Origin of the sequence: Ensifer soli (genome assembly GCF_041928815.1) — a bacterium.
In the GTDB taxonomy this organism is placed as follows: domain Bacteria; phylum Pseudomonadota; class Alphaproteobacteria; order Rhizobiales; family Rhizobiaceae; genus JBHFEI01.
In genome coordinates this window covers 25,342-51,793 of sequence record NZ_JBHFEI010000004.1, presented here as the reverse complement: position 1 = coordinate 51,793, position 26,452 = coordinate 25,342, and the positions used below count along the sequence as shown (strand labels likewise).

Annotated in this window: 29 protein-coding genes; 11 read left to right on the top strand and 18 right to left on the bottom strand. The window is 66.9% G+C overall.

All coding sequences use genetic code 11. From position 1 onward, the window contains the following. Positions 1-36: 36 nt before the first annotated feature. The 3 genes from ACEVQ6_RS07325 to ACEVQ6_RS07315 form a co-directional block, all read right to left on the bottom strand. The gene (locus tag ACEVQ6_RS07325) at positions 37-1,146 is read right to left on the bottom strand and encodes a zinc-binding metallopeptidase family protein (protein WP_374888281.1); all 1,110 of its coding nucleotides are present in this window, start codon (positions 1,144-1,146) and stop codon (positions 37-39) included. Positions 1,147-1,374: 228 nt separating this feature from the next. Further along, the gene (locus ACEVQ6_RS07320) at positions 1,375-1,566 is read right to left on the bottom strand and encodes a CsbD family protein (protein WP_374888280.1); all 192 of its coding nucleotides are present in this window, start codon (positions 1,564-1,566) and stop codon (positions 1,375-1,377) included. A gap of 121 nt (positions 1,567-1,687) precedes the next feature. Then, entirely contained in the window at positions 1,688-2,296 is a 609-nt protein-coding gene (locus tag ACEVQ6_RS07315; RefSeq protein ID WP_374888279.1) for a YqgE/AlgH family protein, read from the bottom strand. 214 nt (positions 2,297-2,510) lie between these two features. On the opposite strand from ACEVQ6_RS07315, the gene ACEVQ6_RS07310 reads away from it, so the two are divergent. Further along, positions 2,511-3,308 (top strand): protein-disulfide reductase DsbD domain-containing protein, encoded by a 798-nt coding sequence (locus ACEVQ6_RS07310; RefSeq protein ID WP_374888278.1) that lies wholly within the window; start codon positions 2,511-2,513, stop codon positions 3,306-3,308. Positions 3,309-3,382: 74 nt separating this feature from the next. Then, on the top strand, positions 3,383-3,868 hold the full coding sequence (locus tag ACEVQ6_RS07305) for a peroxiredoxin (RefSeq protein ID WP_374888277.1): 486 nt from the start codon (positions 3,383-3,385) through the stop codon (positions 3,866-3,868). Between the two features lie 51 nt (positions 3,869-3,919). Here ACEVQ6_RS07305 and ACEVQ6_RS07300 read toward each other — a convergent pair whose 3' ends face one another. The 13 genes from ACEVQ6_RS07300 to coxB form a co-directional block, all read right to left on the bottom strand. Further along, positions 3,920-4,252 carry a hypothetical protein gene (locus ACEVQ6_RS07300; RefSeq protein ID WP_374888276.1) on the bottom strand — a complete coding sequence of 111 codons (333 nt, stop codon included), beginning with the start codon at positions 4,250-4,252 and terminating at the stop codon, positions 3,920-3,922. 90 nt (positions 4,253-4,342) lie between these two features. Continuing rightward, positions 4,343-4,786 (bottom strand): ribonuclease HI, encoded by a 444-nt coding sequence (rnhA, locus tag ACEVQ6_RS07295; protein ID WP_374888275.1) that lies wholly within the window; start codon positions 4,784-4,786, stop codon positions 4,343-4,345. Then, the gene (locus ACEVQ6_RS07290) at positions 4,783-5,760 is read right to left on the bottom strand and encodes a homoserine kinase (RefSeq protein ID WP_374888274.1); all 978 of its coding nucleotides are present in this window, start codon (positions 5,758-5,760) and stop codon (positions 4,783-4,785) included. The genes rnhA and ACEVQ6_RS07290 overlap by 4 nt, the downstream gene beginning before the upstream one ends. A gap of 15 nt (positions 5,761-5,775) precedes the next feature. Continuing rightward, positions 5,776-6,786, bottom strand: coding sequence for a 4-hydroxy-3-methylbut-2-enyl diphosphate reductase (gene ispH / locus ACEVQ6_RS07285; RefSeq protein ID WP_374888273.1), 1,011 nt, complete (start codon positions 6,784-6,786; stop codon positions 5,776-5,778). Positions 6,787-6,951: 165 nt separating this feature from the next. Beyond that, positions 6,952-7,713, bottom strand: coding sequence for an SURF1 family protein (locus ACEVQ6_RS07280; protein ID WP_374888272.1), 762 nt, complete (start codon positions 7,711-7,713; stop codon positions 6,952-6,954). Continuing rightward, entirely contained in the window at positions 7,682-8,065 is a 384-nt protein-coding gene (locus tag ACEVQ6_RS07275) for a DUF983 domain-containing protein (protein ID WP_374888271.1), read from the bottom strand. The genes ACEVQ6_RS07280 and ACEVQ6_RS07275 overlap by 32 nt, the downstream gene beginning before the upstream one ends. Next, positions 8,062-8,526, bottom strand: a complete 465-nt coding sequence (locus ACEVQ6_RS07270; protein ID WP_374888270.1) for a L,D-transpeptidase family protein — start codon at positions 8,524-8,526, stop codon at positions 8,062-8,064. The genes ACEVQ6_RS07275 and ACEVQ6_RS07270 overlap by 4 nt, the downstream gene beginning before the upstream one ends. A 183-nt stretch (positions 8,527-8,709) precedes the next feature. Continuing rightward, positions 8,710-9,585, bottom strand: a complete 876-nt coding sequence (locus ACEVQ6_RS07265) for a cytochrome c oxidase subunit 3 (protein ID WP_374888269.1) — start codon at positions 9,583-9,585, stop codon at positions 8,710-8,712. Positions 9,586-9,641: 56 nt separating this feature from the next. Further along, a complete protein-coding gene (locus tag ACEVQ6_RS07260; RefSeq protein ID WP_374888268.1) occupies positions 9,642-10,259 on the bottom strand; it encodes a cytochrome c oxidase assembly protein in 618 nt (205 codons plus the stop codon). Continuing rightward, positions 10,256-10,399 carry a hypothetical protein gene (locus ACEVQ6_RS07255; RefSeq protein ID WP_374888593.1) on the bottom strand — a complete coding sequence of 48 codons (144 nt, stop codon included), beginning with the start codon at positions 10,397-10,399 and terminating at the stop codon, positions 10,256-10,258. The genes ACEVQ6_RS07260 and ACEVQ6_RS07255 overlap by 4 nt, the downstream gene beginning before the upstream one ends. Beyond that, positions 10,396-11,340 (bottom strand): heme o synthase, encoded by a 945-nt coding sequence (locus ACEVQ6_RS07250; protein WP_374888267.1) that lies wholly within the window; start codon positions 11,338-11,340, stop codon positions 10,396-10,398. The genes ACEVQ6_RS07255 and ACEVQ6_RS07250 overlap by 4 nt, the downstream gene beginning before the upstream one ends. Positions 11,341-11,450: 110 nt before the next feature. Beyond that, complete coding sequence (ctaD, locus tag ACEVQ6_RS07245) at positions 11,451-13,139, bottom strand: cytochrome c oxidase subunit I (protein WP_374888266.1); 1,689 nt, start codon at positions 13,137-13,139, stop codon at positions 11,451-11,453. 20 nt (positions 13,140-13,159) lie between these two features. Further along, on the bottom strand, positions 13,160-14,044 hold the full coding sequence (gene coxB / locus ACEVQ6_RS07240) for a cytochrome c oxidase subunit II (RefSeq protein ID WP_374888265.1): 885 nt from the start codon (positions 14,042-14,044) through the stop codon (positions 13,160-13,162). Positions 14,045-14,325: 281 nt separating this feature from the next. Here coxB and ACEVQ6_RS07235 point away from each other — a divergent pair, with 281 nt between their 5' ends. The 3 genes from ACEVQ6_RS07235 (at position 14,326) to ACEVQ6_RS07225 (ending at position 17,454) form a co-directional block, all read left to right on the top strand. Then, positions 14,326-14,853 carry an invasion associated locus B family protein gene (locus tag ACEVQ6_RS07235; protein WP_374888264.1) on the top strand — a complete coding sequence of 176 codons (528 nt, stop codon included), beginning with the start codon at positions 14,326-14,328 and terminating at the stop codon, positions 14,851-14,853. An 89-nt stretch (positions 14,854-14,942) separates the two neighbouring features. Then, positions 14,943-16,358: a metalloprotease TldD gene (gene tldD / locus ACEVQ6_RS07230; protein ID WP_374888263.1), complete on the top strand. Its 1,416-nt coding sequence runs from the start codon at positions 14,943-14,945 to the stop codon at positions 16,356-16,358. A gap of 58 nt (positions 16,359-16,416) precedes the next feature. Continuing rightward, complete coding sequence (locus ACEVQ6_RS07225; protein WP_374888262.1) at positions 16,417-17,454, top strand: polysaccharide deacetylase family protein; 1,038 nt, start codon at positions 16,417-16,419, stop codon at positions 17,452-17,454. A 119-nt stretch (positions 17,455-17,573) separates the two neighbouring features. Here the strand turns inward: ACEVQ6_RS07225 and pdxH are convergent, their stop codons facing one another. After that, entirely contained in the window at positions 17,574-18,188 is a 615-nt protein-coding gene (gene pdxH / locus ACEVQ6_RS07220; RefSeq protein ID WP_374888261.1) for a pyridoxamine 5'-phosphate oxidase, read from the bottom strand. Positions 18,189-18,272: 84 nt separating this feature from the next. On the opposite strand from pdxH, the gene ACEVQ6_RS07215 reads away from it, so the two are divergent. From ACEVQ6_RS07215 to ACEVQ6_RS07200, 4 genes are all read left to right on the top strand, one after another. Next, positions 18,273-18,719: an RT0821/Lpp0805 family surface protein gene (locus tag ACEVQ6_RS07215; RefSeq protein ID WP_374888260.1), complete on the top strand. Its 447-nt coding sequence runs from the start codon at positions 18,273-18,275 to the stop codon at positions 18,717-18,719. A 212-nt stretch (positions 18,720-18,931) separates the two neighbouring features. Continuing rightward, positions 18,932-20,017, top strand: coding sequence for a DnaJ C-terminal domain-containing protein (locus ACEVQ6_RS07210; protein ID WP_374888579.1), 1,086 nt, complete (start codon positions 18,932-18,934; stop codon positions 20,015-20,017). A 292-nt stretch (positions 20,018-20,309) separates the two neighbouring features. Continuing rightward, positions 20,310-21,128, top strand: a complete 819-nt coding sequence (fabI, locus tag ACEVQ6_RS07205; protein WP_374888259.1) for an enoyl-ACP reductase FabI — start codon at positions 20,310-20,312, stop codon at positions 21,126-21,128. Between the two features lie 55 nt (positions 21,129-21,183). Next, on the top strand, positions 21,184-21,768 hold the full coding sequence (locus ACEVQ6_RS07200; RefSeq protein ID WP_374888258.1) for a histidine phosphatase family protein: 585 nt from the start codon (positions 21,184-21,186) through the stop codon (positions 21,766-21,768). 213 nt (positions 21,769-21,981) lie between these two features. On the opposite strand, the gene ACEVQ6_RS07195 is transcribed toward ACEVQ6_RS07200, so the two are convergent. Next, positions 21,982-22,242: a DUF1344 domain-containing protein gene (locus ACEVQ6_RS07195; protein ID WP_374888257.1), complete on the bottom strand. Its 261-nt coding sequence runs from the start codon at positions 22,240-22,242 to the stop codon at positions 21,982-21,984. 283 nt (positions 22,243-22,525) lie between these two features. Between ACEVQ6_RS07195 and ACEVQ6_RS07190 the strand changes: the two genes are divergently transcribed. Continuing rightward, a complete protein-coding gene (locus tag ACEVQ6_RS07190) occupies positions 22,526-25,234 on the top strand; it encodes a bifunctional diguanylate cyclase/phosphodiesterase (RefSeq protein WP_374888256.1) in 2,709 nt (902 codons plus the stop codon). An 86-nt stretch (positions 25,235-25,320) separates the two neighbouring features. Then, positions 25,321-26,418 (top strand): chorismate synthase, encoded by a 1,098-nt coding sequence (gene aroC / locus ACEVQ6_RS07185; protein ID WP_374888255.1) that lies wholly within the window; start codon positions 25,321-25,323, stop codon positions 26,416-26,418. The last annotated feature ends 34 nt before the right edge of the window (positions 26,419-26,452 follow it).

The following is a 26,452-nucleotide window of genomic DNA, read 5'->3' as shown; positions in this document are numbered from 1 at the left end:
CCGGCGAAAGGCGCCGCATTGTCCCGGCCTTAAGCGTCAGGCCGCAGCCTCGACCGGAGCGGCATTCTCCTGCGGCTGGGCATAGCTGAGGATCAGGCGGTTGATGAAGTCGAGCTTCTCGACCACCGGCAGGGAGAGAATGAAAGGATAGATGTCCATCTGCCCCATGCTGCGCTGCAGGCTGTTCAGCGCCACGCTCAACGGGATCCACGCATCGACCAGCACCTGCGCGGACGGGGCGCGGTAGGGATCGAAGCTCACCTCCGCCGCGATGTCGCCATGGCGCCAGGGATCGGTCGACAGGCCGAAGGCGCGGGCGGTCTCCAGCGTGTCGACGATGTGGAAGTAATGGGCCCAGCATTCGGCGAAGTCTTCGGCCGGGTGGCAGCTCGCATAGGTGCTGATGAAGCGCAGCTGCCAGTCCGGCGGCGGGCCCTGCTCGTAGTTGCGCTGCAGCGCCGCTGCGTAATCCTCGCGCTCGTCGCCGAAGAGCGCGCGCGCCTCGGAGAGGATCGCTTCGTCGCGGCAGAGCTGGTCGAAATAGAAATGGCCGATCTCGTGGCGGAAATGGCCGAGCAGCGTGCGGTAGGGTTCGCCCATCTGGACACGGATGCTCTCGCGGGTCGCATCGTCTGCCTCCGCCGCCCGCAGGCTGATCAGGCCGTCCTCGTGGCCCGTCATCGCCGGGACGATGCTGCCGTCCGGCGCCGTCTGGTCGGCGAGGAAATCGAAGACCAGCCCGCCCTGCGGATCGACGTCGCGGCCGGGACGCGGCAGGTTCCAGCGGATCAGGGAATAGAAGAGATGGCGCTGTGCCTGCCCGATGCGCTGCCAGCGGTCGAGCCCCTCCGGATTGTCCGTCACGGGCACGATGCGGTTGTAGCGGCAGGCCTCGCAATAGATTTCTGCCGAGCCGTCGTCGACCAGCCAATTGCAGATGTCCTGCGCGGCGTTAGCGCAGAAGCGGAACCGCCGGCCAGTGTCGGCGGCATCCTGCCAGAGGTCTCCGCCCTTGTCGTCCTCCGGAAGGACGGCATGCATCTTCGCGTCGGAGGCGGCGAAGCCGAGCCTCGAGCCGCAGCGCACGCAGACGCGATTGTCGAAATGGACGGCCTGACCGCAATGGCCGCAGGTGAAAAGCTTCATGGATGGATCCCCGTCCCGGCCGCAACGACGCCGGGCTTTCCGTTGCTGATGAGCCCGTTCCCCATAATCCCCCAAGGCCCTGCCCCAGAGGAAGAAATGCCCGCCGATGCGTGAGCACCAGGCGGGCATCGGCGCGGCTTTCCGTCAGTTGAACCCGTCTGCCGGAAAGGTTTCGCGCTCCTCGTCGGCAGCCTTGGGATCGGGAGATCCGTGGCTGCCGTATCGCGGTCACATCCGGTCGACGGCGGACTTCACGGCGTCCTTGGCGTCGCCGGACGCCTTCTGGAGCTTGCCCTTGACTTCCTGGCCCTTGCCTTCGGCATTCAGGCGATCGTTTCCGGTCGCCTCGCCGATGGCCTGCTTGGCCTTGCCGGCGATCTGGTTGCCGACGCCGCTGATCTTTTCGGACATGCTGCCCATGGTTTGCTCCTTTTTCGGTTCCCGGCACGCCCGTTTCGGGATCATCGTGCCGTTGCGGGGAAAACGGGGCAGCGAAAAAAAGGTTCCGGGCCGGCGATGAAAAGCAGGCGGCAACACGCCGTCAGGCGTGCCCCGCCTCCATCGACAGCATGGCCGGCGTGACGCCCAGCGTGGCGAGCGCCCGGTCGTATTTGGCGGCGCAGTCGCGGTCGAAGATCATGTCCTCCGCCGCCGGGCAGGTGAGCCAGCCGTTTCCGGCGATCTCGGCCTCGAGCTGGCCCGAGGCCCAGCCGGCGTAGCCGAGCATCATCATCGCCCGCTGTGGCCCGTCGCCGCTCGAAATCGCCCGGACGATGTCGAGCGTGGCCGTCAGGCAGATGTCGTCGCTGACCGGGATGCTCGACTCGCTCATATAGTCGTCCGAATGCAGCACGAAACCGCGTCCGGTCTCCACCGGCCCGCCGGTCTGGATCTGGAATTCGCGTACCATCGGCGGCAGGCGGATGATCTCGCCGTCCTCGACGATGTTCAGATGGCGCAGCAGGTCGGGGAAGGTCAGCGTCTGCGGCCGGTTCAGCACGAAACCCATCGCCCCGTCGGAGGAGTGGGCGCAGATATAGACGACCGTGCGCGCGAAATTCGTGTCCGCCATGCCGGGCATGGCGATGAGGAACTGCCCGTCGAGAAAGCCGCGCTCGCGTGTCTTGCTGAAGGTCGCTTTGGTCAACATGGGGAAAGCCTACCAATTCACGGAGAAATGAAAAGTCTCTAATCTGCGCGCGGGTCGTTTTTCATGGTAGAGCCGCAGGCATTCAGGACGATGAGCAGGGCATGTGATGCGGAAATGGGCGAATGCCATCCGGTGCGGCGTCAACCTTTTTAACCGGACCGCGAGAGGGGAACTATTCCACCGGGCGGCAAGATCAAGGGCGGGTGTGCGGCTGATGGCCGCCTTGGCCGCCTCGCTGCTGGCCGCCGCCCCGCTTCGGGCCGCGACGAGCAACACGCTCGACAGCGAAGGCGGTACGATCCGTCTCGTCGCCGCCGCCCCGGAGGCGGACGGAACCGTCCCGGCGGTTCTCGACATCCGGCTGGCGCCCGGCTGGAAGACCTACTGGCGCGATCCGGGCGCGAGCGGGCTGGCGCCGAGCGTGACCCTTCCGCCAGAGAGCGGCTTCGCCCTCGACGGGATCGGCTTCCCGCCGCCGCGCCTCTTCGACGACGGCACGGTGCGCTATGTCGGCTACGACCGACCCGTCGCCCTTCCGCTGCGGCTGAAGCGCCTGGCGCCGCAGGCCCGCCGTCTCGACCTCTCGGTGCTGCTCGGCATCTGCAAGGAGATCTGCATTCCCGTCCAGGGCGATCTGGCGCTGACGCTGGACGAGGGCCCGCATGACCGGCCGCTCGACCGCGCCCGGATCAAAGATGCGGCAAAATGGCTGCCCGAGCCGCCCTCTGAAGATTTCCGGCTGCAGGCCGCGCAGGCCTCCGACGACGGCAGGCGGATCGACATCCGCGTCGCGCTGCCGGAGGGCGGCGGAGAGGCGCCGGAGGTGTTCGTCGCCGCGCCTGACGGCTACGCCGTGCACATGCCGGTCGCGCGCGCCGTGACGGGCCGGACGATGACGGCACGGATCGACGTGCTGCGCCGGCCGAAGGGCAAGCCGCTCGACCTTGCCGCAATCCATATCGTCGTCAGGGCCGGCGCCCGCAGCATGGAAACGCCGCTTGCCTTTGAGTGAGGCAATTCTATAGTCCGACCGGCCCCGCCCCCGGACGCCGCGGCGGGCCGCCCCATTCAAGGAGATCAGACGCCGTGACCATTTCCGTCGGAGACACGCTGCCCGCCGCCACCTTCAAGGAGAAGACCGCCGAGGGGCCTGTCGAGATCACCACCGAACAGCTTTTCAAGGGCAAGCGCGTCGTGCTCTTCGCCGTGCCGGGCGCCTTCACGCCGACCTGCTCGCTCAACCACCTGCCGGGCTTCCTGGAAAACCGCGAGGCGATCCTCGCGCGCGGCATCGACGACATCGCCGTGCTCGCCGTCAACGACCTGCACGTCATGGGCGCCTGGGCGACCGCCTCGGGCGGCATCGGCAAGATCCACTTCCTCGCCGACTGGGACGCCGGTTTCACCAAGGCGATCGGCATGGACATCGATCTCTCCGCCGGCACCCTCGGCGTGCGGTCGAAGCGCTATTCGATGATCGTGGACGACGGTGTCGTCACCGCGCTGAACGTCGAGGAGTCGCCCGGCAAGGCCACGGTGTCGAGCGCCGCCGCCATTCTCGAACAGCTCTGAGGCAAACACCGTTCCCGGCCGCGGCGGATCGCCCGGCCGGGAACGGGCATGTCACCAGTTGGCGGCGACCGGCTTTCCGGCCTTCAGCCGCACCTTGAACGGCGGCATCCTGCCGGAGCCCTCTCCCGTCGCATAGGTGCCACCGGAGCAGGCGATGACCGCGTCGCTCGCCTTGCAGCCGGTGTGCTGGCCACGGGTGGGAATCGTATTGCGGAACTTGTCGGTGCTCGCGATCGTCTTGCCGTTCCAGGCGACGCAAACGGTCTTCGACGCACCCTTGGTGACCTTGACGCAGGTGGAGCCGAACGGCTTGACCTCGGCAGAGGCGGCCGGCGCGCCGAGAGCGACGGCGGCGAGGATGAGCGTGGCTGCAAATGTCTTCATGAAAACCTCCCCTTCGAAATAAGGAGAGGCTAATGCAATCGAAAACGCCGTCAAGCCATTGAACCGCGCGAAAGTTGTGTCGCGGGCCGGTCAGCGCGCCTTCTTGAAGGGCTCCATGCCCGATCGCGCGAGTTCGTCGGCCCGTTCGTTCTCCGGGTGGCCGGCATGGCCCTTGACCCAGTGCCAGGTGACCTCGTGCCGGTCGCGGGCGGCATCGAGCGCCTGCCAGAGCTCGCCGTTCTTCACCGGCTTGCGGTCGGCGGTGCGCCAGCCGTTCTTCTTCCAGCCATGGATCCACTTGCCGATCCCGTCCATGACATATTTGCTGTCGGTGTGCAGGTCGACCCGGCACGGGCTCTTCAGCGCGTTCAGCGCCGTGATCGCGGCGAGAAGCTCCATGCGGTTGTTGGTCGTTTCCGCCTCGCCGCCGCAGAGCTCCTTCTCGACCTCGCCGTAGCGCAGCACCGCGCCCCAGCCGCCCGGCCCCGGATTGCCGGAACAGGCGCCGTCGGTAAAGATGTCCACATGCTTCATGCGCTTTCTCCCGCAAGGCCGTAGTCGGCGGCGGAAGCGACCCTGCGGTGGAACTGCAGGTAGCGCAGATATTCCAGCGGATCCTTCTTGACGACCAGCGCGCCCGGCGGCGTCGTCAGCCAGTCGTAGAGCCGCGTCAGGAAGAAGCGCAGCGCCGAGCCGCGCGCGAGCAGCGGAAGGGCCGCGACTTCGGCGGCGCTCAGCGGCCGCACCGACTGGTAGCCCGCCAGCAGGGCGGCGCCCTTCCCGATGTCGAAAACGCCGTCCTCCTTGCCGAAGCACCAAGCATTGAGGCAGATCGACAGGTCATAGGCGAGCATGTCGTTGCAGGCGAAATAGAAGTCGATCACGCCCGACAGCCGGTCCTCGAGGAAGAAGACATTGTCGGGGAAGAGATCGGCATGGATCACGCCCTCCGGCAGGTCACGCGGCCAATGCGCTTCGAGATGGTCGAGTTCGGCGGAAATCTCGCCCGCGAGCCCGGCCCGCACCTCGTCGGCCCGGTCGCGCGCCCTGTTCCAGAGCGGACGCCAGCCGGCGACGGAGAGCGCATTGGCGCGCCGGATGGAAAAGCCTTCACCGGCGATGTGCATCTCGGCCAGCACCCTGCCGACCGCGTGGCAATGGCGCGCCTCGGGCCTGCGCAGCCAGACGCCGTCGAGAAAGGAGATGATCGCCGCAGGCCGGCCGGCGAGGTCGCCGAGGAGACGCCCGTCGCGCCGCGCGATCGGCAGCGGGCAATTGAGGCCGCGATCGGCGAGATGCTGCATCAGCCCGAGGAAGAACGGCAGGTCGTAGCGCTCGACGCGCTTCTCATAGAGCGTCAGGATGAAGACGCCCGCGCCGGTTCGCAGCAGGAAATTGGAGTTTTCCACCCCTTCCGCGATCCCCTTGTAGGAGACGAGCGCGCCGATGTCATAGGCCGCAAGGAAGCGGCCGAGTTCGTCTTCGGTGATGTCGGTATAGACGGCCAAGGGTCCGGGTTCCTGCTATTCGCCGTTGACGAAGGCCATGTCGGCCGCCGTCAGCGGCACATGGCGAAGCTCGCGGTTGACGAGGAAGTTCTCCGTCTCCTCGACCGTGTCGGCGAGCTCGACCAGAGCCTCGAAACGGGCGCGGAAGGCCTCGATGATCTCGTCGACGATGACCTCGGGGGCGGAGGCGCCGGCGGAGAGCCCGACGGTGCGGATCGCGCCGACCGTCTCCCAGTCGATCTCGGCGGCGCGCTGCACCAGCACGGAGCGGGTCGCACCGGCGCGCTGGGCCACTTCCACCAGCCGCTTGGAATTCGACGAGTTCGGCGCACCGACGATCAGGAAGAGGTCGCAGCCGGGCGCGGCCTGCTTGACCGCCTCCTGACGGTTGGTCGTGGCATAGCAGATCGAATCGGCAGCCGGCGCCGTCAGGTTCGGGAAGCGCTCGTGCAGCCGCCTGATCACGCCGGCGGTGTCGTCGACGGAAAGCGTCGTCTGGGTGACGAAGCCGAGATTGTCGGGGTCTGCCGGCTGATAGCAGTCGGCGTCCTCGATCGTCTCGATCAGCGACACGGCGCCGTCCGGCAGCTGCCCCATGGTGCCGATCACCTCCGGATGGCCGGCATGGCCGATCAGGATCACATGGCGGCCCATGCGCTGGTGGCGCATCGCCTGCTTGTGAACCTTGGAGACCAGCGGACAGGTGGCGTCGAGATAGAAGAGATTGCGGCGGTCGGCATCGGCCGGCACGGATTTCGGCACGCCATGGGCGGAAAAGACCACGGGCTGCCGCCGATGCGCCTCGGGGATCTCGTCCAGTTCCTCGACGAAGACGGCGCCCTTGGCCTCGAGCCCTTCGACGACGAACCGGTTATGAACGATCTCGTGGCGGACATAGACCGGCGCGCCATATTCCTTCAGCGCCAGCACGACGATCTGGATCGCCCGGTCGACACCGGCGCAAAAGCCGCGCGGGCCGCAGAGCCTTATGGTGAGCGGGGGTTTCTCAGCGGGAGGTGAGGCCATGAACCGGATCGCCTGCAACGAAGGGGCGCCCGTCAAGAGCGGGCATCGGATGGGCCCTGTATATATGGGCGGGCAACCGCGGCACAAGGACGAACACGCCCCATCCCCCTCCTTTCGCCCGCTGGGGCAGGCAACAGGACGCGCGGCCTTCGGCAACCCTCGGGGTCAGTTCCGCTCCCTGCGGCCGCGAAGCACGACCGCGAGGGTGACGGCGACCAGCGCCAGCGCCAGGCCGTACCAGGTGACCGCATATTGGAGGTGGTTGTTCGGCAGGTCGAACTGGGTGACGCCGCCGACCGGCAGGCCGCCGGGGTTCGGCGTCGCATCGGCATCGACGAAGAAGGGAAGCACCCGATCCGGGGCGAGGCCTGCCGTGCGCGCCATCGCGTCGAGATCCTTCCAGTAGAAGATGTTCTTCGCCTCGTCGTTCTCGGGCACGAAGGAGGAGGGCTTTTCCGAAAGCCGCGCCCGGGCAAGCCCGGTGACGGTCACGGCGCCCTCGGCCTGCCCCTCGCCGCGCGTCGCGGCGTCCTTGCGCTCGAACGGGACGAAGCCGCGATTGACGAAGAGGACACGGCCCTCGTCGACGGTCAGCGGCGTATAGACGTAGTAGCCGGTGGCGCCCTCGTAGGTGGCGAAGAAGTGGCGCTCGCGGGCGTGGTCGAAGCGGCCGGCGACGCGGATCGGCCGGTAGTCGACATCGCCGCCCCCGGTCGCGATCGCCTCGATTTCGGTGAGCGTCTGCGGCGGCGCGGCACGACGCTCCGCCATCATCGCGATCAGGCTCTCCTTCCAGGCGAGGCGCTGCACCTGCCAGGTTCCGAGCCCCGCCAGGATGCAGAACGCCACCGCGACGACGGCGAGCATGGCGGCTGTACGGCCGCGCGAGGCCCCCTCAGCCACGGTCGATCTCGCCCTGCCTGGCATTGTTGCGGTATTGCAGCGCGATCAGCACGCCCTTCAGCCCGCGCATCAGCCCGAGGCAGACGACGACGGCGAGCGGGATCCACAGCACGAGATGCAGCCAGAGCGGCGGGCTGTAGTTGACGTCGAGCCACAAAGCGAGGCCGAGGATGAGGAAGCCGGCGATGAGGATGACGAAGACGACCGGTCCGTCTCCGGCATCGGCAAAGGCGTAGTCGAGGCCGCAGGCGGCACAGGCCGGTTTCACCGTGAGGAAACCGTCGAAGAGCTTTCCCTGGCCGCAGCGCGGGCAAAGCCCCTTCAGTCCGACGCCGACCGGATCGACGGGGGGATAATGGGCCTGGTCGTCACTCATGGTCTGATCTCGATCACCGTGCCATCCGGCACGCGCGACCAGATGATGTCCATGTCGGCATTGGTAACGGCGATGCAGCCGTCCGTCCAATCGAAAAGCTGGGTGACCGGCGCCAGCCATCCGAAATTGTTGCGCTGGCCGTGGATCATGATCATGCCGCCGGGGTCGCGACCCCCGGCACGCGCCCGCGCCACATCGTCGTCATCGGGGTAGGACACGTGCATCGAACGATGGTAGGCGCTCGCCGGGTTCCTCCAGTCGAGACGGTAGACGCCCTCGGGCGTCCGGCCGTCGCCTTCCGCCTGCTTGTGGCCAAGCGGATCACCGCCGAGCGCGACCGGCATGGCGGCGACCACCTGTCCGTCGCGCAGGAGCTCCAGCCGTCGCTCCGCCTTGTGGACCAGCACGCGGTCGACGGGATCGGCCGCGACGGCGGATCCCCAAGCGATCGTGAGCGCCATCAGGCCAGACGTGAACCGACGTCCCGTCCCGCATCCCTTCCCTGCCGCGATGCCGCGATGCCGCGATGCCGCGATGCCGCGATGCCGCGATGCCGCCGGAATACCGGACGATCGTGAACGGAAAAGGGCGGCCACCCGCAACAGCCGCCCTTTCCATGTCTTCAAAAAAATCCGTGCTGCCGATCAGCCGTGCACGGGCGCGCCCCAGCCGCCCCAGATGTAGATCGAGAAGAACAGGAACAGCCAGACCACGTCGACGAAGTGCCAGTACCAGGCGGCGGCCTCGAAGCCGAAATGCTGCTTCGGGGTGAAGTCGCCGCGCAGCGCCCGGATCAGGCAGACCAGCAGGAAGATCGTGCCGACCAGGACGTGGAAGCCGTGGAAGCCGGTCGACATGAAGAAGGTCGCGCCGTAGATCGAGTCCTTGAAAGCGAAGGGCGCGTGGGCATATTCGTAATACTGGACGTAGCTGAACAGCACGCCGAGCAGCACGGTCAGCGTCAGGCCGTAGACGAGGCCCTTGCGGTCGTTGTGGAGCAGCGCATGGTGCGCCCAGGTGACCGTCGTGCCGGAAAGCAGCAGGATGACGGTGTTGTAGAGCGGCAGGTGCCAGGGATCGAGAACCTCGGTGCCCTTCGGCGGCCAGACGCCGCCGGTGAAGGCGGTGCGCGTCGCCTGGATCGCCTCGCCCGGGAACAGGCTGGCGTCGAAATAGGCCCAGAACCACGCGACGAAGAACATCACTTCCGACGCGATGAACATGATCATGCCGTAGCGCAGGTGCAGCGACACGACGCGGGTGTGGTGACCCTCATGCGCCTCCTTGATCGTGTCCGCCCACCAGGCATACATGCTGTAGAGAACGATGACGAGGCCGATGAAGAACACCCACGGATGCGCCCAGTCGAGGCCGAAGAGGTGCAGCGAGCCGCCGGAGAGATAGCGCATGTAGCCGATGCCGCCGAAGGCCAGCACGAAGGCGCCGATCGACGACAGCAGCGGCCAGGGGCTCGGATCTATGATGTGATAGTCGTGATTCTTGCTGTGCGCGTCGGCCATGTCACTCGTCCCCGATCATTCTCTTGCCTCTCCGTAGCACCGGAGCCGGCATGCCGTCAAAGTTTGCCGTCCACCGTCCGCTCCGCGCCGGTATCAAGTTCGGCCACCGGCTTCGACGGCTCGCGCGGATAGAAGGTGTAGGACAAGGTTATCGTATTGATGCCCGCGGTCTCCACCGCGTTGACCATTTCCGGATCGACGAAGAAGACCACCGGCATCTCCATCTCCTCGCCCGGCTGGAGCGTCGTCTCGGTGAAGCAGAAGCACTGCACCTTGTTGAAATAGGCGCCGACCTGCATCGGCGTGACGTTGTAGACCGCCTGGCCGGTCGTCGGCACGGAGGCGATGTTGCGCGCCGTGTAGGCGACCTGCACCGTCTCGCCGATCCGGAGCGAGATCTCGCGGCTGACCGGCTTGAACTCCCAAGGCAACCCGCCGCCGGTATTGGCGTCGAAGGTCACCGTGACCTTGCGGTCGAGGATCGTGTCGGACATCTGCTCGACGCGCTGCGTCGTGCCGTTATAGCCGGTGACGCGGCAGAACATGTCGTAGAGCGGCACGGCGGCATAGGCCATGCCGACCATCGCCGCGACGAAGGCGACGCAGGAGGCCGCGACCACCGTGTGGGAGCGCGACTGCGACGCCTTTCCCGTGTCGTTCACAGGGCCGCTCATGACGCCATCCCGCCGCTGAACTTGACGATGGTGATGGCGTAGAACATCACCACCAGCGCGACGAGCACCACGGCGAGCGCGATGTTGCGACCGCGGCGGGAGCGCTTCTGCGCCTCGGTGAGCTTGACGGTCTCGATCATGCCAGCATGCTCCCGGCGATGAGAGAGGCGACCAGCCGGTCCAGCATCAGGCCGGCGAAGATCGCGAACAGGTAGAAGATCGAAAAGGCGAAGAGGCGCTTGGCCGGCACCATGGCGCGGTCCTCCTCCGGCATCCGCCAGACCCGCACCGAATACCAGACGAAACCGAGGCCGATAAGGCCGGCGAAGATGCCGTAGCCGGTGCTCGCGAAGCCGAGCACGGCGGGACAGATGCCGATCAAGGCGGTCAGCACGGCATAGACCAGCATCTGGCGCTTGGTCGAGGCCTCGCCGCGCACATTCGGCATCATCGGGATGCCGGCGGCGCCGTAGTCGCGCATCTTGAAGAGGGCGAGCGCCCAGAAATGCGGCGGCGTCCACAGGAAGGTGATGAGGAAGAGTACCACGCTCTCGATCGACACCGAGCCGGTGACGCAGGCCCAGCCGATCATCGGCGGGAAGGCGCCGGCAGCACCGCCGATGACGATGTTCTGCGGCGTCGAGCGCTTCAGCCACATCGTATAGACAACGGCGTAGAAGAAGATGGTGAAGGCGAGGAGCGCGGCGGCGGCCCAGTTGACCGCAAGGCCGAGGATGCAGACGGAAAAGGCCGACAGCGTCACGCCGAAGGCGAGCGCCTCGACCGGCTGGATCCGGCCGGCGGGAACGGGCCGCGAGGCAGTGCGGCTCATCACCGCGTCGATGTCGGCGTCGTACCACATGTTGAGCGCGCCGGACGCCCCGGCGCCGACGGCGATGCAGAGCACGGCGATGAGGCCGATCAGCGGATGGATATGGCCAGGCGCCAGCACGATGCCGGCAACGGCGGTGAAGACGACGAGCGACATCACCCGCGGTTTCAGCAGCGCCCAGTAATCGCCAGCCGTCGCTTCGGAGAAGCGCACCCCGCCGTCCAGATCCTGGCTGTTGATGATCGTCATGTCCGGTCTCCTCGGGCGCCGGCCCGGCGGGCGGCACCTTGCGGGGCCCAAAGCCCGCCTTTCAGGCCGGGGCCGCCTTGCGGGCGGCCCCGGATGATCCTCGATGGGTCTTACTTGATGCGCGGCAGCTGTTCCCACTGGTGGAACGGCGGCGGCGAGGACAGCTGCCATTCGAGCGTCGAGGCACCCGCGCCCCACGGATTGTCGCCGGCGAGACGCTTCTTGGAGAAGGCCTCCCAGACGCCGTAGAGGAAGATCAGCACGCCGATCGCGGCGATGTAGGAGCCATAGGACGAGACCATGTTCCAGCCCGCGAACGCATCCGGATAATCGACGTAACGGCGCGGCATGCCGGCCAGGCCGAGGAAGTGCTGCGGGAAGAACACCAGGTTGACGCCGACGAACATGACCCAGAAGTGCGCGTTGGCGATCTTCTCGTTGTACATGTAGCCGAACATCTTCGGGAACCAGTAGTACCAGGCGGCGAAGATGGCGAAGACGGCGCCGAGCGAGAGCACGTAGTGGAAGTGGGCGACGACGTAGTAGGTGTCGTGCAGCGCCCGGTCGAGGCCGGCATTGGCGAGCTGCACGCCGGTGACGCCGCCGACGGTGAACAGGAAGATGAAGCCGATCGCCCAGATCATCGGCGTACGGAACGAGATCGAGCCGCCCCACATCGTCGCGATCCAGGAGAAGATCTTCACGCCGGTCGGAACGGCGATGACCATCGTGGCGAAGACGAAGTAGCGCTGCGTGTTGAGCGACATGCCGACCGTGTACATGTGGTGCGCCCAGACGATGAAGCCGACGGCGCCGATCGCCACCATCGCATAGGCCATGCCGAGATAGCCGAAGACCGGCTTGCGCGAGAAGGTCGAGACGATGTGGCTGATGATGCCGAAGCCGGGCAGGATCAGGATGTAGACTTCCGGGTGGCCGAAGAACCAGAACAGGTGCTGGAACAGGATCGGGTCGCCGCCGCCGTCCGGCGTGAAGAAGGTCGTGCCGAAGTTGCGGTCGGTGAGCAGCATGGTGATGCCGCCTGCGAGAACCGGCAGCGACAGCAGCAGCAGGAAGGCGGTGATCAGCACCGACCAGGCGAAGAGCGGCATCTTGTGCAGCGTCATGCCCGGGGCGCGCATGTTGAGGATGGTGGTGATGAAGTTGATCGCGCCGAGGATCGACGAGGCACCGGCGATGTGCAGGCCGAGGATGACGAAGTCCATCGCAGGTCCGGGCTGTCCGGATGTCGAGAAGGGCGGATAGATCGTCCAGCCCCCACCCGCGCCATAGGCACCGGCCGGACCCTCGACGAACATCGAGAGCAGTACCAGCAGGAAGGCCGGGATGATCAGCCAGAACGAGATGTTGTTCATCCGCGGGAAGGCCATGTCCGGCGCGCCGATCATGATCGGCACCATCCAGTTGGCGAAACCGCCGATCAGCGCCGGCATGACCATGAAGAAGATCATGATCAGCGCATGGGCCGTCGTGAAGACGTTGTACATGTGCTTGCCGCCGTCGATCGCGGCATCGCCTTCGAAGCCGTAGACCATCGAGGCGAGGCCGTGGAAGATCTGGATACCCGGCTCCTGCAGCTCCATGCGCATGACGACGGAGAGCGTGCCGCCGATCAGGCCGGCGATGATCGCGAAGATCAAGTAGAGCGTACCGATGTCCTTGTGGTTGGTGGACAGGAACCAGCGCTGGAAGAAGGTCAGCGGCTTGTGGGCATGGTCGTCGTGGTGATCATGCCCGGCATGATCGTGGTGATCGCGATGAGCGGCTGTTCCGGCCATGGATCCTACTCCCCTTCGGATTATTCTGCGACGTTCTCGGCAACGGTGACGGTCTTGGCCGCCCCGTCCGCCGAGGCGATCAGCGCCTTGTTGGCTTCGCCGAGATTGCTGCCGGCGGCGGCGAACCAGGCGTCGTACTTGTCCTGCGCCACCACGCGGATGGCGATCGGCATATAGGCGTGATCCTTGCCGCAGAGCTCGGAACACTGGCCGTAATAGAGGCCTTCGCGGTCCGCCTTGAACCAGGTCTCGTTGAGGCGGCCCGGAATGGCATCGATCTTCACGCCGAAGGCCGGCATGGCGAAGGCATGGATGACGTCGGCGGCGGTGACGAGCAGGCGCACGGTCTTGCCGACCGGCACGACGATGTCGTTGTCGACGGCGAGCAGATGCGGATAGGCGGCCTTGTCCTCCTTGCCGAAGGAAGCGCGGTCGACATCCTTCAGGAGCAGGCTGTCGAAGGACAGCGGGTTCTCGCCGGCCTCATACTCGTAGGACCAGTACCACTGGTTGCCGGTCGCCTTGATGGTCAGGTCCGGGTTCGGCGGCGGCGTGAGCTGGGCGGTGAGGAGCTGGAAGGAAGGAACGGCGAGGAAGAGCAGGATGACGACCGGACCGAGCGTCCAGACCACCTCGATCGCGGTGTTGTGGCTGGTCTTCGATGGCACCGGATTGGCGCTGGCGCGGAACTTGACGACGACGACGATCAGCAGGGCCAGCACGAAGAGCGTGATCGGAACGATGAACCACAGCGTGTAGTGCTCGAACCAGCGGACCTCTTCCATGATGCCGGTCGCCGCCGGCTGCAGGCCGAGCTGCCAGTCGACCGGCTTGTCGGCATGGGCCGCCGAGGCAAAAAGCCCGCCGCCCAGCGCCGCCAGAAACGCGATAGCCTTGTTTTTCACGAATGTGTCTCCCATCAGCGCTTGATCCAGATCAAACCAACACGCAGAATCCCTACTATAATGACGCGTGTCAAACCACAGATTCAGCCGGGCCGCAACACTTCAGCCGACAGTGTCGTGCGGCATTTCCGCGCGAGCCGCCGCGCGGCCATTGACGGACGGATTTCCGCCACATCCTGCCGCGAAACTGCCCTCCCCTAGCATGCGGGGCTTTTCATTTGAACGGGCTCCCTTCATGAATACAACGGTTTGATTCGGCATTAACGGTACTCGAGGTGTCCATGGGCCTGTCCCTTCGTCCGCTGTCCCGCCTGACGCACGCGGCCGTTCTCGCCGCGTTCGCCGCCGGCGCGTTCTCGACGGGCGCGGCCGCGCAGCAGCCGGGCACGGTCAAGTCCAATCACGGCGCCTGGTCGATCATCTGCGACAAGCCGCCGGGCGCCTCCTCCGAGCAATGCGCGCTGATGCAGAACGTGATTGCCGACGACCGGCCGGAGGTCGGGCTTTCCGTCGTCGTGCTGAAGACCGCCGACCGCAAGGCCCGCATCCTGCGCGTCCTCGCGCCGCTCGGCGTGCTGCTTCCGAACGGCCTCGGCCTCAATGTCGACGGCAAGGACATCGGCCGCGCCTATTTCGTCCGCTGCTTCTCCGACGGCTGCTATGCCGAGGTGGTGCTGGAGGAGGAACTGCTGAAGACCTTCCGCGCCGGCGCGACCGCGACCTTCATCGTCTTCCAGTCGCCGGAAGAAGGCATCGGCATCCCCGTCGATCTTTCCGGCTTCGGCGAAGGCTACGACAAGCTGCCCTGAGCGCGCCTGCCGGATCGGCCCCTCGGGTTGCCAGGCGCCGGACCACTCCTTACATACGGCCGCATCCGCCCGTTCCAATGGAGTTCCCCATGGCTGCCGATCTGATCTCCCTCTTCGATGTCGACGAGGCGGCCGTGCGCGCCAGCCTCGCCGACACGCTTGCCGGCGCGGACGACGGCGAACTCTTCGTCGAGCAGATCCAGTCCGAATCGCTGACCTTCGACAATGGCCGCCTGAAGGGCGGCAGCTTCAACACCGACCAGGGTTTTGGGCTGCGCGCGGTGTCCGGCGAGGCGGTCGGCTATGCCCATTCCGGCGAGATGAGCCTCTCGGCGCTGAAGCGCGCGTCGGACGCGGTGAAGGAAGTGGCGCGCGGGCGGGCAGGCACCTATGCCGAGCCGCCGCGCGGGACCAACACTCGGCTCTACGGCGACGAGAACCCGATCGGCGAACCTTCCTTCGAGGCGAAGGCGAAGCTGCTCGCCGACATCGACGCCTATCTGCGCGACACCGACCCGCGCGTGCGCCAGGTGTCGGTCTCGATCGCCGCCAGCCACCAGAAAATAGAGATCCTGCGCGCCGACGGCCATCGCGTCGAGGATGTCCGGCCGATGACGCGGCTGAACATCTCCGTCGTCACCGGCGAGGGAGACCGGCAGGAATCGGGCTCCTTCGGCACCGGCGGGCGCATGGGTTTCAACGCTTTCATCGGCGAGCACGACTGGAAGGCCGGCGCCGACGAGGCGCTGCGCCAGGCGCTCGTCAATCTCTCCGCCGTCGACGCGCCGGCCGGCAGCATGGACGTGGTGCTGGCGAACGGCTGGCCGGGGGTGATGCTGCACGAGGCGGTCGGCCACGGGCTGGAGGGCGACTTCAACCGCAAGAAGACCTCCGCCTTCGCCGGGCTGATCGGCACGCAGGTGGCGGCCAAGGGCGTCACCGTCGTCGACGACGGCACGATCGCCGAGCGGCGCGGCTCGATCACCATCGACGACGAGGGCACGCCGTCCGCCTACAATGTCCTGATCGAGGACGGCCGGCTCGTCGGCTACATGCAGGACCGGCAGAACGCGCGCCTGATGGGCATGCAGCCGACCGGCAACGGCCGCCGTCAGGGCTATGCCTACCAGCCGATGCCGCGCATGACCAACACCTACATGCTCTCCGGCAGCCATGAGCCGGAGGAGATGATCGCCTCGGTGAAGAAGGGTATCTATGCCGTCTCCTTCGGCGGCGGCCAGGTCGACATCACCTCAGGCAAGTTCGTCTTCAGCTGCACCGAGGCCTATCTCATCGAGAACGGCCGAGTGACGACCCCGGTCAAGGGTGCGATGCTGATTGGCAACGGGCCGGACGCGATGAAGCGCATCACCATGATCGGCAATGATTCGAAGCTCGACACCGGCATCGGCAATTGCGGCAAGGGCGGGCAGTGGGTGCCGGTCGGCGTCGGCCAGCCGCACCTGAAGATGACCGAGACCACCGTCGGCGGCACGCGCACCTGATTTAAGCAAGGCTTAACGCGCCTCTGTCTCAATAGCGCCCGTCGGGTCTCGGAGGTCCTTGCGCGTGAAGCGGCAGTTGAAACGATGCGTGATCGCCGCGGGGCTCGCCGCCTCGGGTGTCGTGGCGGGTTTCGGCCTGATGGCTGCCGCGCGCGGGCGCGGCGCGATCTTCACGCTCCATCATGTGCGACCGAAGGTCGCGGCCGCCTTTGCGCCGAACGCGCATCTGGACATCACGCCGGACTTCCTCGACACAGCGATCCTGACGCTGAAGCGGACAGGCTACCGCTTCGTCGCGCTCGATGCCCTGCCCGCCCTTCTGTCGGAGCCGCAGGGCCCGCCCCTCGCCGCCTTCACCCTCGACGACGGCTATCGCGACAATCTCGAGCATGCGGCGCCGGTGTTCCGACGGCACGGGGTGCCCTACACCGTCTTCGTCACCAAGGGCTTCGTCGAGCGCAGCCACGGCGCCTGGTGGCAGACGCTCGACCGGCTTCTGTCCGGCATCGACCACCTCGCCTTCGATTTCGGCTCGGGCCCGGAGAGGCTTGAGCTTGCGACCTCGCGCGGCAAACAGGCGGCGTTCGATCGGCTGGCCGCCTTCGTCCACGGCATCGACGAGGCGGAGGCCGTCGCCCGGATCGACGCCGCGGCCCGGCAGCACGGCATCGACCCGCTGGCACTGATCGGCGCGCTGACGCTTGATGTGGAAGGGCTCGCCCGGCTTGCCGCCGATCCGCTGGCAAGCCTCGGCGCGCACACGGTCAGCCATCGGGCGCTGGCCCGACTGCCGCGCGACGAGGCGCTCGCGGAGATCGAGGGGTCCATCATGACGGTCGAGGCGATCACCGGTCGGAGGCCGACGACGATCGCCTATCCCTATGGCGACCGGGCGGCGGCCGGCGACCGCGAAGCCGCGCTCGCCGAAGAGGCCGGGCTTTCGGTCGGCGTGCTGACCCGGCCGGGCACGCTCCGCCTGCAGGAAAGGCTGACCGGCCTGCCGCGCATCTCGCTCAACGGCTATTTCCAGAGCGCCGGCGCGGTTGCCGCGCTCGCCTCCGGCATTCCCTTCCGCCTGATGGGCGCGAGGGACTGAGCGCGGGGCATGTCGAGCCGAAGCGGGATCGCTTCGGCGTCGGACAAGGCGGCGGGAACAAAAGAAGAGAACACGTCCGGAGAACCAGGATTCGCCGGACGTGCGCGAGGGGGCGCGCGTTACGGATAGAGCCGCGTCTTCGACCAGCCCTCGCCGTCGCGCGCAAAGACGATGCGGTCGTGCAGGCGGAAGGCGCCGTCCTTCCAGAACTCGATCGTCTCCGGCATCACGCGAAAACCCGACCAGTGCTCCGGACGCGGCACGGCGCCGAGCGCGAACTTCGCCGCATAGGCGGCGGCCGCCTTTTCCAGCGCGAAGCGGCTTTCGAGCGGGCGGGACTGCTTCGACGCCCAGGCGCCGATGCGGCTCTGCAGCGGGCGGCTGTCGTAATAGGCGTCCGCTTCGGCATCGGTGACGACCTCGACGGCACCCCGGATGCGCACCTGGCGGCGCAGCGTCTTCCAGTGGAAGCACATCGCCGCCTTGCGGCTGGACAGGATCTCGCGGCCCTTGGCGCTCTCGAAATTCGTATAGAAGACGAAGCCGCGCGCGTCGTGGTCCTTGAGCAGCACCATGCGCACGTTCGGCATCCCCTCCTCGTCGACCGTCCCGAGCGCCACTGCGCTCGGATCGTTGACCTCGGTCGCCTGCGCTTCCGTCAGCCAGTCGCCGAAGAGCGAAACGGGATCATTCGCATCGGTGAAGTCACCGCTTGTTAAGCTGTTCACGCCCATAGTCTCCGTCCCATGCCGCCCTGGACCCGTCGGCACGGAGCGCGACGTGTCCTGCATGCGTCTCGATTCATTCACAGGTATGCCGTGCGACACATAGCAAAGCGGATCGCGGAGACAAAGGGGCAGATGGCCCGGGCGGCAGGTCGCGCGGCCTGCATCGGTGTCGCATGCCTGCCGCTTGCCGCCTGCGTCGGCGGCGGGCTCGATTTCGCCAGCGGCGTCGACCGGTCGATCGCTACCGGCGCGATCGCCGCGCGTCCCGCGGAGACCTCGGACGAGGCGACCGTGCGCAACGCCGTCTCCTCCGCCGACCTCGCCAGCCTGAAGGACCGCCCCGTTCCCTGGGCCAACGCCAGTTCGGGAAGCGCAGGCGTGATCAGCGCCATCCGCGAGCAGCGGGCCGACGGCGTCGTCTGCCGCAGCTTCACCACCACCCGCCATTCCTACGAGGGGATCGCCCGCTTCGACGGCCGCGCCTGCCAGGCGGGCAAGGGCGAATGGCTGCTGTCGCGCTTCGAACGCCAGGGCTGAGCCGGGTTTTTCACCCGCCGTTAACCAAGATGGCGGATCGCGGGCCGGGCGCGCAGGCCCTTCCCGGCCGCATAACCCATCCTTAGCAAGTTTTCCCGACAGTCGAGGAAGCGAAAAAGGCCGGAACGCCCGACGGAACCCGCACCTCTCCTGCTCGTTGAAGGCGTTGCGGACCGACAGGCAAAGGCCAAGCTTCAAGGGCGGTTGAGATGATGCGCGATCCCTATTCCGTTCTCGGCGTCAGGCGCAATGCCGGTCCCGACGAGATCAAGGCCGCCTGGCGGGCTGTGGCGAAGAGCGTGCATCCCGACCAGAACCCGGACGATCCGCTGGCGACCGCGCGCTTCGCCGAAGCGGGCCGCGCCTACGAGGTGCTGAAGGATCCGCGGCTGCGCACCCGCTACGACCAGGCCCGCCGCGAGGCGGAACTGCGCCGCATGGAGGCGATGAAGCAGAAAAGCGCCCGCGAGGCCGGCGAGGAACCCGTCGACGCCGACATGGCCGAGGAGATGATCGAGCGCATCTTCGGCGCCGCCGTCCGGCCGAAGCCGCAGGAGACGAGGTCGCAGGAACCGAGGCAGCAGGAGAAGAAGCCGCCGCCGCGATCCGCGCCGCGCCCGGAGGCCGTCCGTCCCGAGGCTTTCACGGAGGCCGCCGATGCGGAGCCGGCGCCGCAGGCAGCGCCGCGGCGCGCCTCGCTGAACCCTTTCGCGCGTGGCGCAGCACCCGCCGCCGAACTCGTGTCCGCCATCGTCCGCCGCATCCGCGGCGCGCAGCGCAAAAGCGTCAACAAGGTGCCGGACCTTGCGATCGACCTGCCGGTCACCGTCGAGGATCTCCACAGCCGCGCGCGCCTCGCCGTGACGCTCGACGACGGCGAAACCGTCAAGGTCGCCCTTCCCGCCGGCGCCACCGACGGCCATGTCGTGCGGCTGACGGAGCAGGGCCATCATGTCGAGGGCCTGCGCCGCGGCGACGTCGTCGTGACGCTGCGCGTCGAGAAGGACGGCGCCTTCCGCACCGACGGCCACGACCTGCGCACCACGCTGCCGATCGACATCCAGAACGCCGTCCTCGGCTGCGAGACGGCCGTCGAGACGCTCGACGGGCCGGTCGTCGTCACCGTTCCGCCCTGGTCCAATTCGGGCCATGTCATCCCGCTTCCCGGCCGCGGCCTCGCCGACGAAGCCGGCCGGCGCGGCACGCTGTTCGTCGAACTCCGCCTGATGCTGTGGGAAAAGCCCGACGACAAGATGACCGACCTGATGCGCAGCCTGCGCGAGGGGCTCTATCTTTGAAGCATGGCTCGCAAAAGCGTGCGGCGGTCTTGCGAAAAGACACGCTTGAAAGCGAAGGCCTGAAGCCGACAGGCGAATCTGGGGGATCGCTACAGGCTTCGGGCGCCTGACCCTTTGTTACGGGAACTTACAGTTCCTGATCCCGGCCGCGCTTGAACCGGTCCGGCGCCTATGCCATAGGCTTCGGACATTTCCGCGCCGGAATGCCGCAGGCTCTCCTCCCGCACGGTCTCGTTTGCGTATACCCGTCCCGCGGTACGGCCGGGCATGTTGAAAGTATTGGGGATATACCATGGCACAGGCATCCGGTCTGATGAGTGGCAAGCGCGGCGTCATCCTCGGCGTGGCAAACAATCGTTCGATCGCCTGGGGGATTGCCAAGGCTCTTCATCAGCAGGGTGCCGAGATCGCCTTCACCTATCAGGGCGACGCGCTGAAGAAGCGGGTGGAGCCGCTGGCCGCGGAACTCGGCGGCGTGCTTGCCGGCCATTGCGACGTCAGCGACGAGGCGACGATCGATGCCGTGTTCGACCATCTGGCGGCCCTCTGGGGCAAGATCGACTTCGTCGTGCATGCCATCGGCTTTTCCGACAAGGACGAGCTGACCGGACGTTACGTCGATACCTCGCCGGAAAATTTCGCCAAGACGATGCAGATCTCGGTCTTCTCCTTCACCTCGATCGCGCGGCGCGCGGAAAAGCTGATGACGGACGGCGGCTCGATGCTGACCATGACCTATTATGGCGCCGAGAAGGTGATGCCGAACTACAACGTCATGGGTGTCGCGAAGGCGGCGCTGGAGGCGAGCGTGAAATACCTCGCCGTCGACCTCGGGCCGAAGAACATCCGGGTCAACGCGATTTCGGCCGGGCCGATCAAGACGCTTGCCGCCTCGGGCATCGGCGACTTCCGCTACATCCTCAAGTGGAACGAGTACAACGCGCCGCTGCGCCGCACGGTCACCATCGAGGAGGTCGGCGATGTCGGTCTCTATATGCTCTCCGACCTGTCGCGCTCCGTGACCGGCGAGGTGCACCATGCCGACAGCGGCTATCATGTCGTCGGCATGAAGGCGGTGGACGCGCCGGACATCTCCGTCGTCAAGGACTGACGGTCCCGAAGGAACGGCGCCCTCCCCTTCTCCTGCCTCTCGCGGAGCGACCCGCTTGCTCATCTACCTGATACGACACGGTCAGACGGACTGGAACGCGGAAGGGCGTCTCCAGGGACAGAAGGACATCCCGCTGAACGACACCGGCCGGGCGCAGGCGACGGCCAACGGCCGGGCGCTCGCCAAGGTGCTCGGCGGCCGCGTCGACGCGTTCGACTTCGTCTCCAGCCCGCTCGGCCGCACGCGCGAGACGATGGAGCGGCTGCGTGCCGCCATCGGCCTCGATCCCGCCGCCTACCGGCTGGATGCGCGGCTGAAGGAGGTCTCCTTCGGCGACTGGGAAGGCAACACGCTCGCCGAGATCGAGGCGCGCGCGCCGGACCTGGTAGCGGCGCGCGAGGCGTCCAAATGGGACTTCGTGCCGCCGGGCGAAACGGCGGAAAGCTACGAGATCTTGTCGCACCGCATCCGCGACTGGCTCGACGGCGTCGACCGGCCGACGGTCTGCGTCTGCCATGGCGGCGTCATCCGCTCGATGTTCAAGCTGTCCGGCCACATGGCCTCCGACGAGGCCTCCGTCGCGCCAATCCCGCAGGATCGCATCCTCGTTTCCGACAACGGCGCGCTGACCTGGATCTGAAGCGCGTTCCCCGCAACCGTGCGTCGGCCTTGCGGAAGAACGATGATCGAAAGCGGATCTGAAGGGTCGCGGCGCGCTCTTGCGAAGGTCCGGCGGGATCGGGATCGTTTCGGCGTCCGACGGTGCCGCGAACGATGAGACGGTGCATCTCCGGCCGATGCCGAGGGCCGCGATGCCTTCGTCCAGCAGTAACCGTGCGGCGATCGCGCTCGCCTACTGCACGACCTCGAGATCGTTGATGACGCGCTTGCCGTCGACCTCGGTGTAGAAGACGATCACCTTCACGCCCGCCTTCAACCCTTCGAAATTGAATTCCTCGGGCGCCTGGTAGCTCTTGCCGTCGTCGAGCGACAGGCTCAGCCGTTCGGTGTCGACATCGGTGATCACCGCCTCGACATCGGCGCTCTCCGCCACCGCGGAGAAGGGGGAGAGGAGGCCGGCGGCGCCCAGCAAAGCGGCGATGATGAAGCGCATCGTGATTCCCCGAGCATGTTTGTCTGCCATTGGTGCGATCCCTTCTGGTCCCGGATTGTGGCGAAAATCGCCCGGCGCGATGACATTCCGGCGAAGCTCCGGCCACGACGGCGGCAAGAGTGAAACCCTGCGGGCCTGAAAAAGGCAAGCGGTGTTTAACGAAAGATCAACCATTGCCGGTGCGCTCGGGCGGCCAGGCCGTCATCCCGCAATGCAAAATTAAGACCTGCCTCCTACCGTGCCGGAGGGGGCGCGAACGTCGGTGCAAGGGGTCTCGAAAGCGTTGAAACGCGTTGAAAATCTGCGGCTCACGGCCCTTTCTCTCATCCGCTTCGTCAAACCCTCCTTCGTGCCGGCGGCCATCGCCGCCTGCGTCATCGTCACCGGCGGTGTGCTCTTCAGCGCGCAGAACGAGCAGAATTTCCAGATCCGCCTGAAGAACAGCGTCGAGACCGAACTCGACCTCGTGGCGACCCGGCTCGGCGCAGAGGTGCGCGGCTCGATGTCGGCCCTGCGCGGTCTCGTCAACAGCCTCTCGGTCGAGCCGTTCATGGAGAGGGCCGTCTTCGAGCGCATCGCGACAAAGATCCTCGTCCAGAACAGCCAGATCAGCCGCATCAGCGCCGCGCCGGGAGGGGTCGTCTCGATGAGTTTCCCGGCGACGAGCGGAAAGGCACCCGGCACCGATCTCACGCGCTTCTCCTCGTTGCGCGCGGTCACCGACCGGGCGCGGCAGAAGGCCAAGCCCGTGATCGACGGTCCTGTCCGCCTGCCGAGCGGCGAAAGGGGCTTCACCGTCTACTATCCGGTCTTCACCATGCGCAGCGGCGAGCCGGTGTTCTGGGGCTTCGTCGAGGCCGCGATCGCCGAGCGGCCGTTCTACCGCAATGCAGGGCTCGGCGGCGAACGGAAAGCCTCCGAGGCCGCGCTGCACGGCATCGAGGGCGGCGACGGCATCCGTCTCGCCATCCGCGACGCCTCGCTCGCCGACCATGTGCAGGATGCGTTCTTCGGCGACGGCGCCCTCTTCGACCAGTCGCCGGTCCTGCGCTCCCTGGCCCTACCGGGCGGCACCTGGCAGCTCGGCGCGCTGCCGAAGGACGGTTGGGCGCAGGCGCCCGACAATGGCGACACGATCCGGCTCATCATCCTGCTCGCCGTGCTCGTCGTCGTGCTGCCGATCGTGCTGACCGGTAACCTGATCAGCGAGCGCCAGCGCAACCTCGCCCGGCTGCGCGTGCGCGACGAGGAACTGCTCAGCCTGTCGCGCCGCCTCGACATGGCGCTCAACGCCTCGCGCATCGGCATCTGGGAAATCGATCTCGCCACCCAGAAGCGCAGCTGGGACAACCGCATGCTCGACCTGCACGGGCTGGCGCCGGACAATCCCCATCCGACCTTCGAGGCGTGGCGCGCGAGCGTGCATCCGGCCGACATGCGCTCCGCATCGCTCTCGCTGCTGCGCACCCTCGACGACGGCGAGGAATACCGCTCGCAATACCGGGTGCTGCGCGCCGACGGCAGCGTCCGCCACATCCGCACCGTCGGCTCGGTCTACCGCTGCGCCGACGGAGGCGAGCGGATGACCGGGATCGCCTGGGACGTGACCGACGACGTCTCGCTGACGGAGGAACTGCTCTCGGCCAAGGCGCTCGCCGACGCCCGCAACGCCGAGCTGGAACGCACGCGCGACCAGATCGTCCACAACGCGCTGCACGATCCGCTGACCGGCCTCGGCAACCGCCGCATGCTCGACATGAAGCTCGCGGAACTCGGCGGAGACACGGGGCTTTCCAACGTCGCCATCCTCCACATCGACCTCGACCGGTTCAAGCAGATCAACGACACGCTCGGCCACGCCGCCGGCGACGCGATGCTCGTGCATGCGGCGGGGATCCTCGGGGCCAATGTGCGCAAGGGCGACATCGTCGCCCGGATCGGCGGCGACGAATTCGTCCTCGTCGTCACCGACGCGCCGAACAAGACCTATCTCGCCGCACTCTCGGAACGCATCATCGGCCGGATGCGCCAGCCCGTCGACTATAACGGGTTTCCCTGCCGCTTCGGCGTCAGCATCGGCATCGCGGTCGCGCGCGACACGCCGGTCGAGGCATCGAGGCTGCTCGTCAACGCCGACATCGCGCTCTACCGTGCCAAGGAGAGCGGCCGCAACCGGCATGAATTCTTCACCGAATTCCTGCAGGCCGAAGTCATCCGCAACAAGCGCATCGCCGACGACATTCTCGAGGGCATCGAAAAGGACCAGTTCGTCGTCTGGTACCAGCCGCAATTCGACGCGACGACGCTGACGCTCGCCGGCGTCGAGGCGCTCATCCGCTGGCAGCATCCGCGCGACGGGCTCCTGACACCCGACAGGTTCCTGCCGATCGCCGAGGAACTGAACGTCACCGCGACGCTCGACCGGATCGTGCTGGAAAAGGCGCTCGCCGACGACCGGCGCTGGCAGGCGGACGGCATCGTCATCCCGAAAATCTCCGTCAACGTGTCGGCCCGCAGGCTGTCCGACGCGACCCTGCTTCACGCGCTCGACGGGCTGCAGATCGCGCCCGGCAAGATCGCCTTCGAGCTGGTCGAATCGATCTTCCTCGACGAGAGCGACGACCGGGTGACCGCCAACATCGCGGCGATCAAGCGGCGCGGCATCGACATCGAGATCGACGATTTCGGCACGGGCCACACCTCGATCGTCAGCCTGCTGAAGATCAAGCCGAAGCGGCTGAAGATCGACCGCCAGCTCGTGGCGCCGATCCTCGGCTCGAAGAAGCAGCAGGGGCTGATCCGCTCGATCATCGACATCGGCCGCTCGCTCGGCGTCGAGACGGTGGCGGAAGGCGTCGAATCCTTCGCGCATGCGGAAATGCTCGGCCTCTTCGGCTGCGACCTTCTGCAGGGCTATGCCTTCGCCCGGCCGCTGAGCCCGGAGGACCTCGCCCGTTTCGCCGGCCAGGAGGCGCTGAAGCTCGCCTCGTAAGCGCCGGCGCGCCGCCACAAGGCGATTGTCGTTTCGGCCGCGATGCTCTAGAGCGGGCGCGTCTGTCAACGGTTCCGGGCGCATCCATGTCGCACAACACCTTCGGTCACCTGTTCCGCGTCACCACCTGGGGCGAAAGCCACGGGCCGGCGCTCGGCTGCGTCGTCGACGGCTGCCCGCCCGGCATCCGCTTCACCCTTTCCGAACTGCAGGTCTGGCTCGACCGGCGCAAGCCCGGCCAGTCGCGCTTCGTCACCCAGCGCCGCGAGGACGACCTGGTGCGCGTGCTCTCCGGCGTCATGCCCGATGCCGACGGGGAGACGCTGGTGACGACCGGCACGCCGGTCTCGATGATGATCGAGAACACCGACCAGCGCTCGAAGGACTATTCCGAGATCGCCAAAAGCTATCGGCCCGGCCATGCCGATTTCACCTATGACGTGAAATACGGCATCCGCGACTATCGCGGCGGCGGCCGTTCCTCGGCGCGCGAGACGGCGGCGCGGGTCGCCGCCGGCGGCCTCGCCCGCAAGGTCGTGCCCGGCCTCGTCGTGCGCGGCGCGCTGGTGCAGATCGGCAGGCACGCGATCAACCGCGACAACTGGGACTGGGAGGAGGTCAACCGCAACCCCTTCTTCGCCCCCGATCCGGCAATCGTGCCGGTGTGGGAAGAGTATCTCGACGGCATCCGCAAGGCCGGCTCCTCGATCGGCGCCGTGGTCGAGGTGGTGGCGGAAGGGGTGCCGGCAGGGATCGGCGCGCCGATCTACGCCAAGCTCGACCAGGACATCGCCGCCAACCTGATGTCGATCAACGCGGTCAAGGGCGTGGAGATCGGCAACGGCTTCGCCGCCGCCGAGATCACCGGCGAGGAGAATGCCGACGAGATGCGCATCGGTGCCGACGGCCGCCCGGTCTTCCTGTCGAACCATGCCGGCGGCATCCTCGGCGGCATCGCCACGGGCCAGCCGGTCGTCGCCCGCTTCGCCATCAAGCCGACCTCGTCGATCCTGACCGAGCGCCGCTCGGTCGATTCGGACGGCAAGGAGGTCGATATCCGCACCAAGGGCCGCCACGACCCCTGCGTCGGCATCCGCGCCGTGCCGATCGGCGAGGCGATGCTCGCCTGCACCATCGCCGACCACTATCTGCGCGATCGCGGCCAGACGGGACGGGAGCGGTAAGGCAACGGGCAGAATAGGTCTTCGCGCGGCTCGA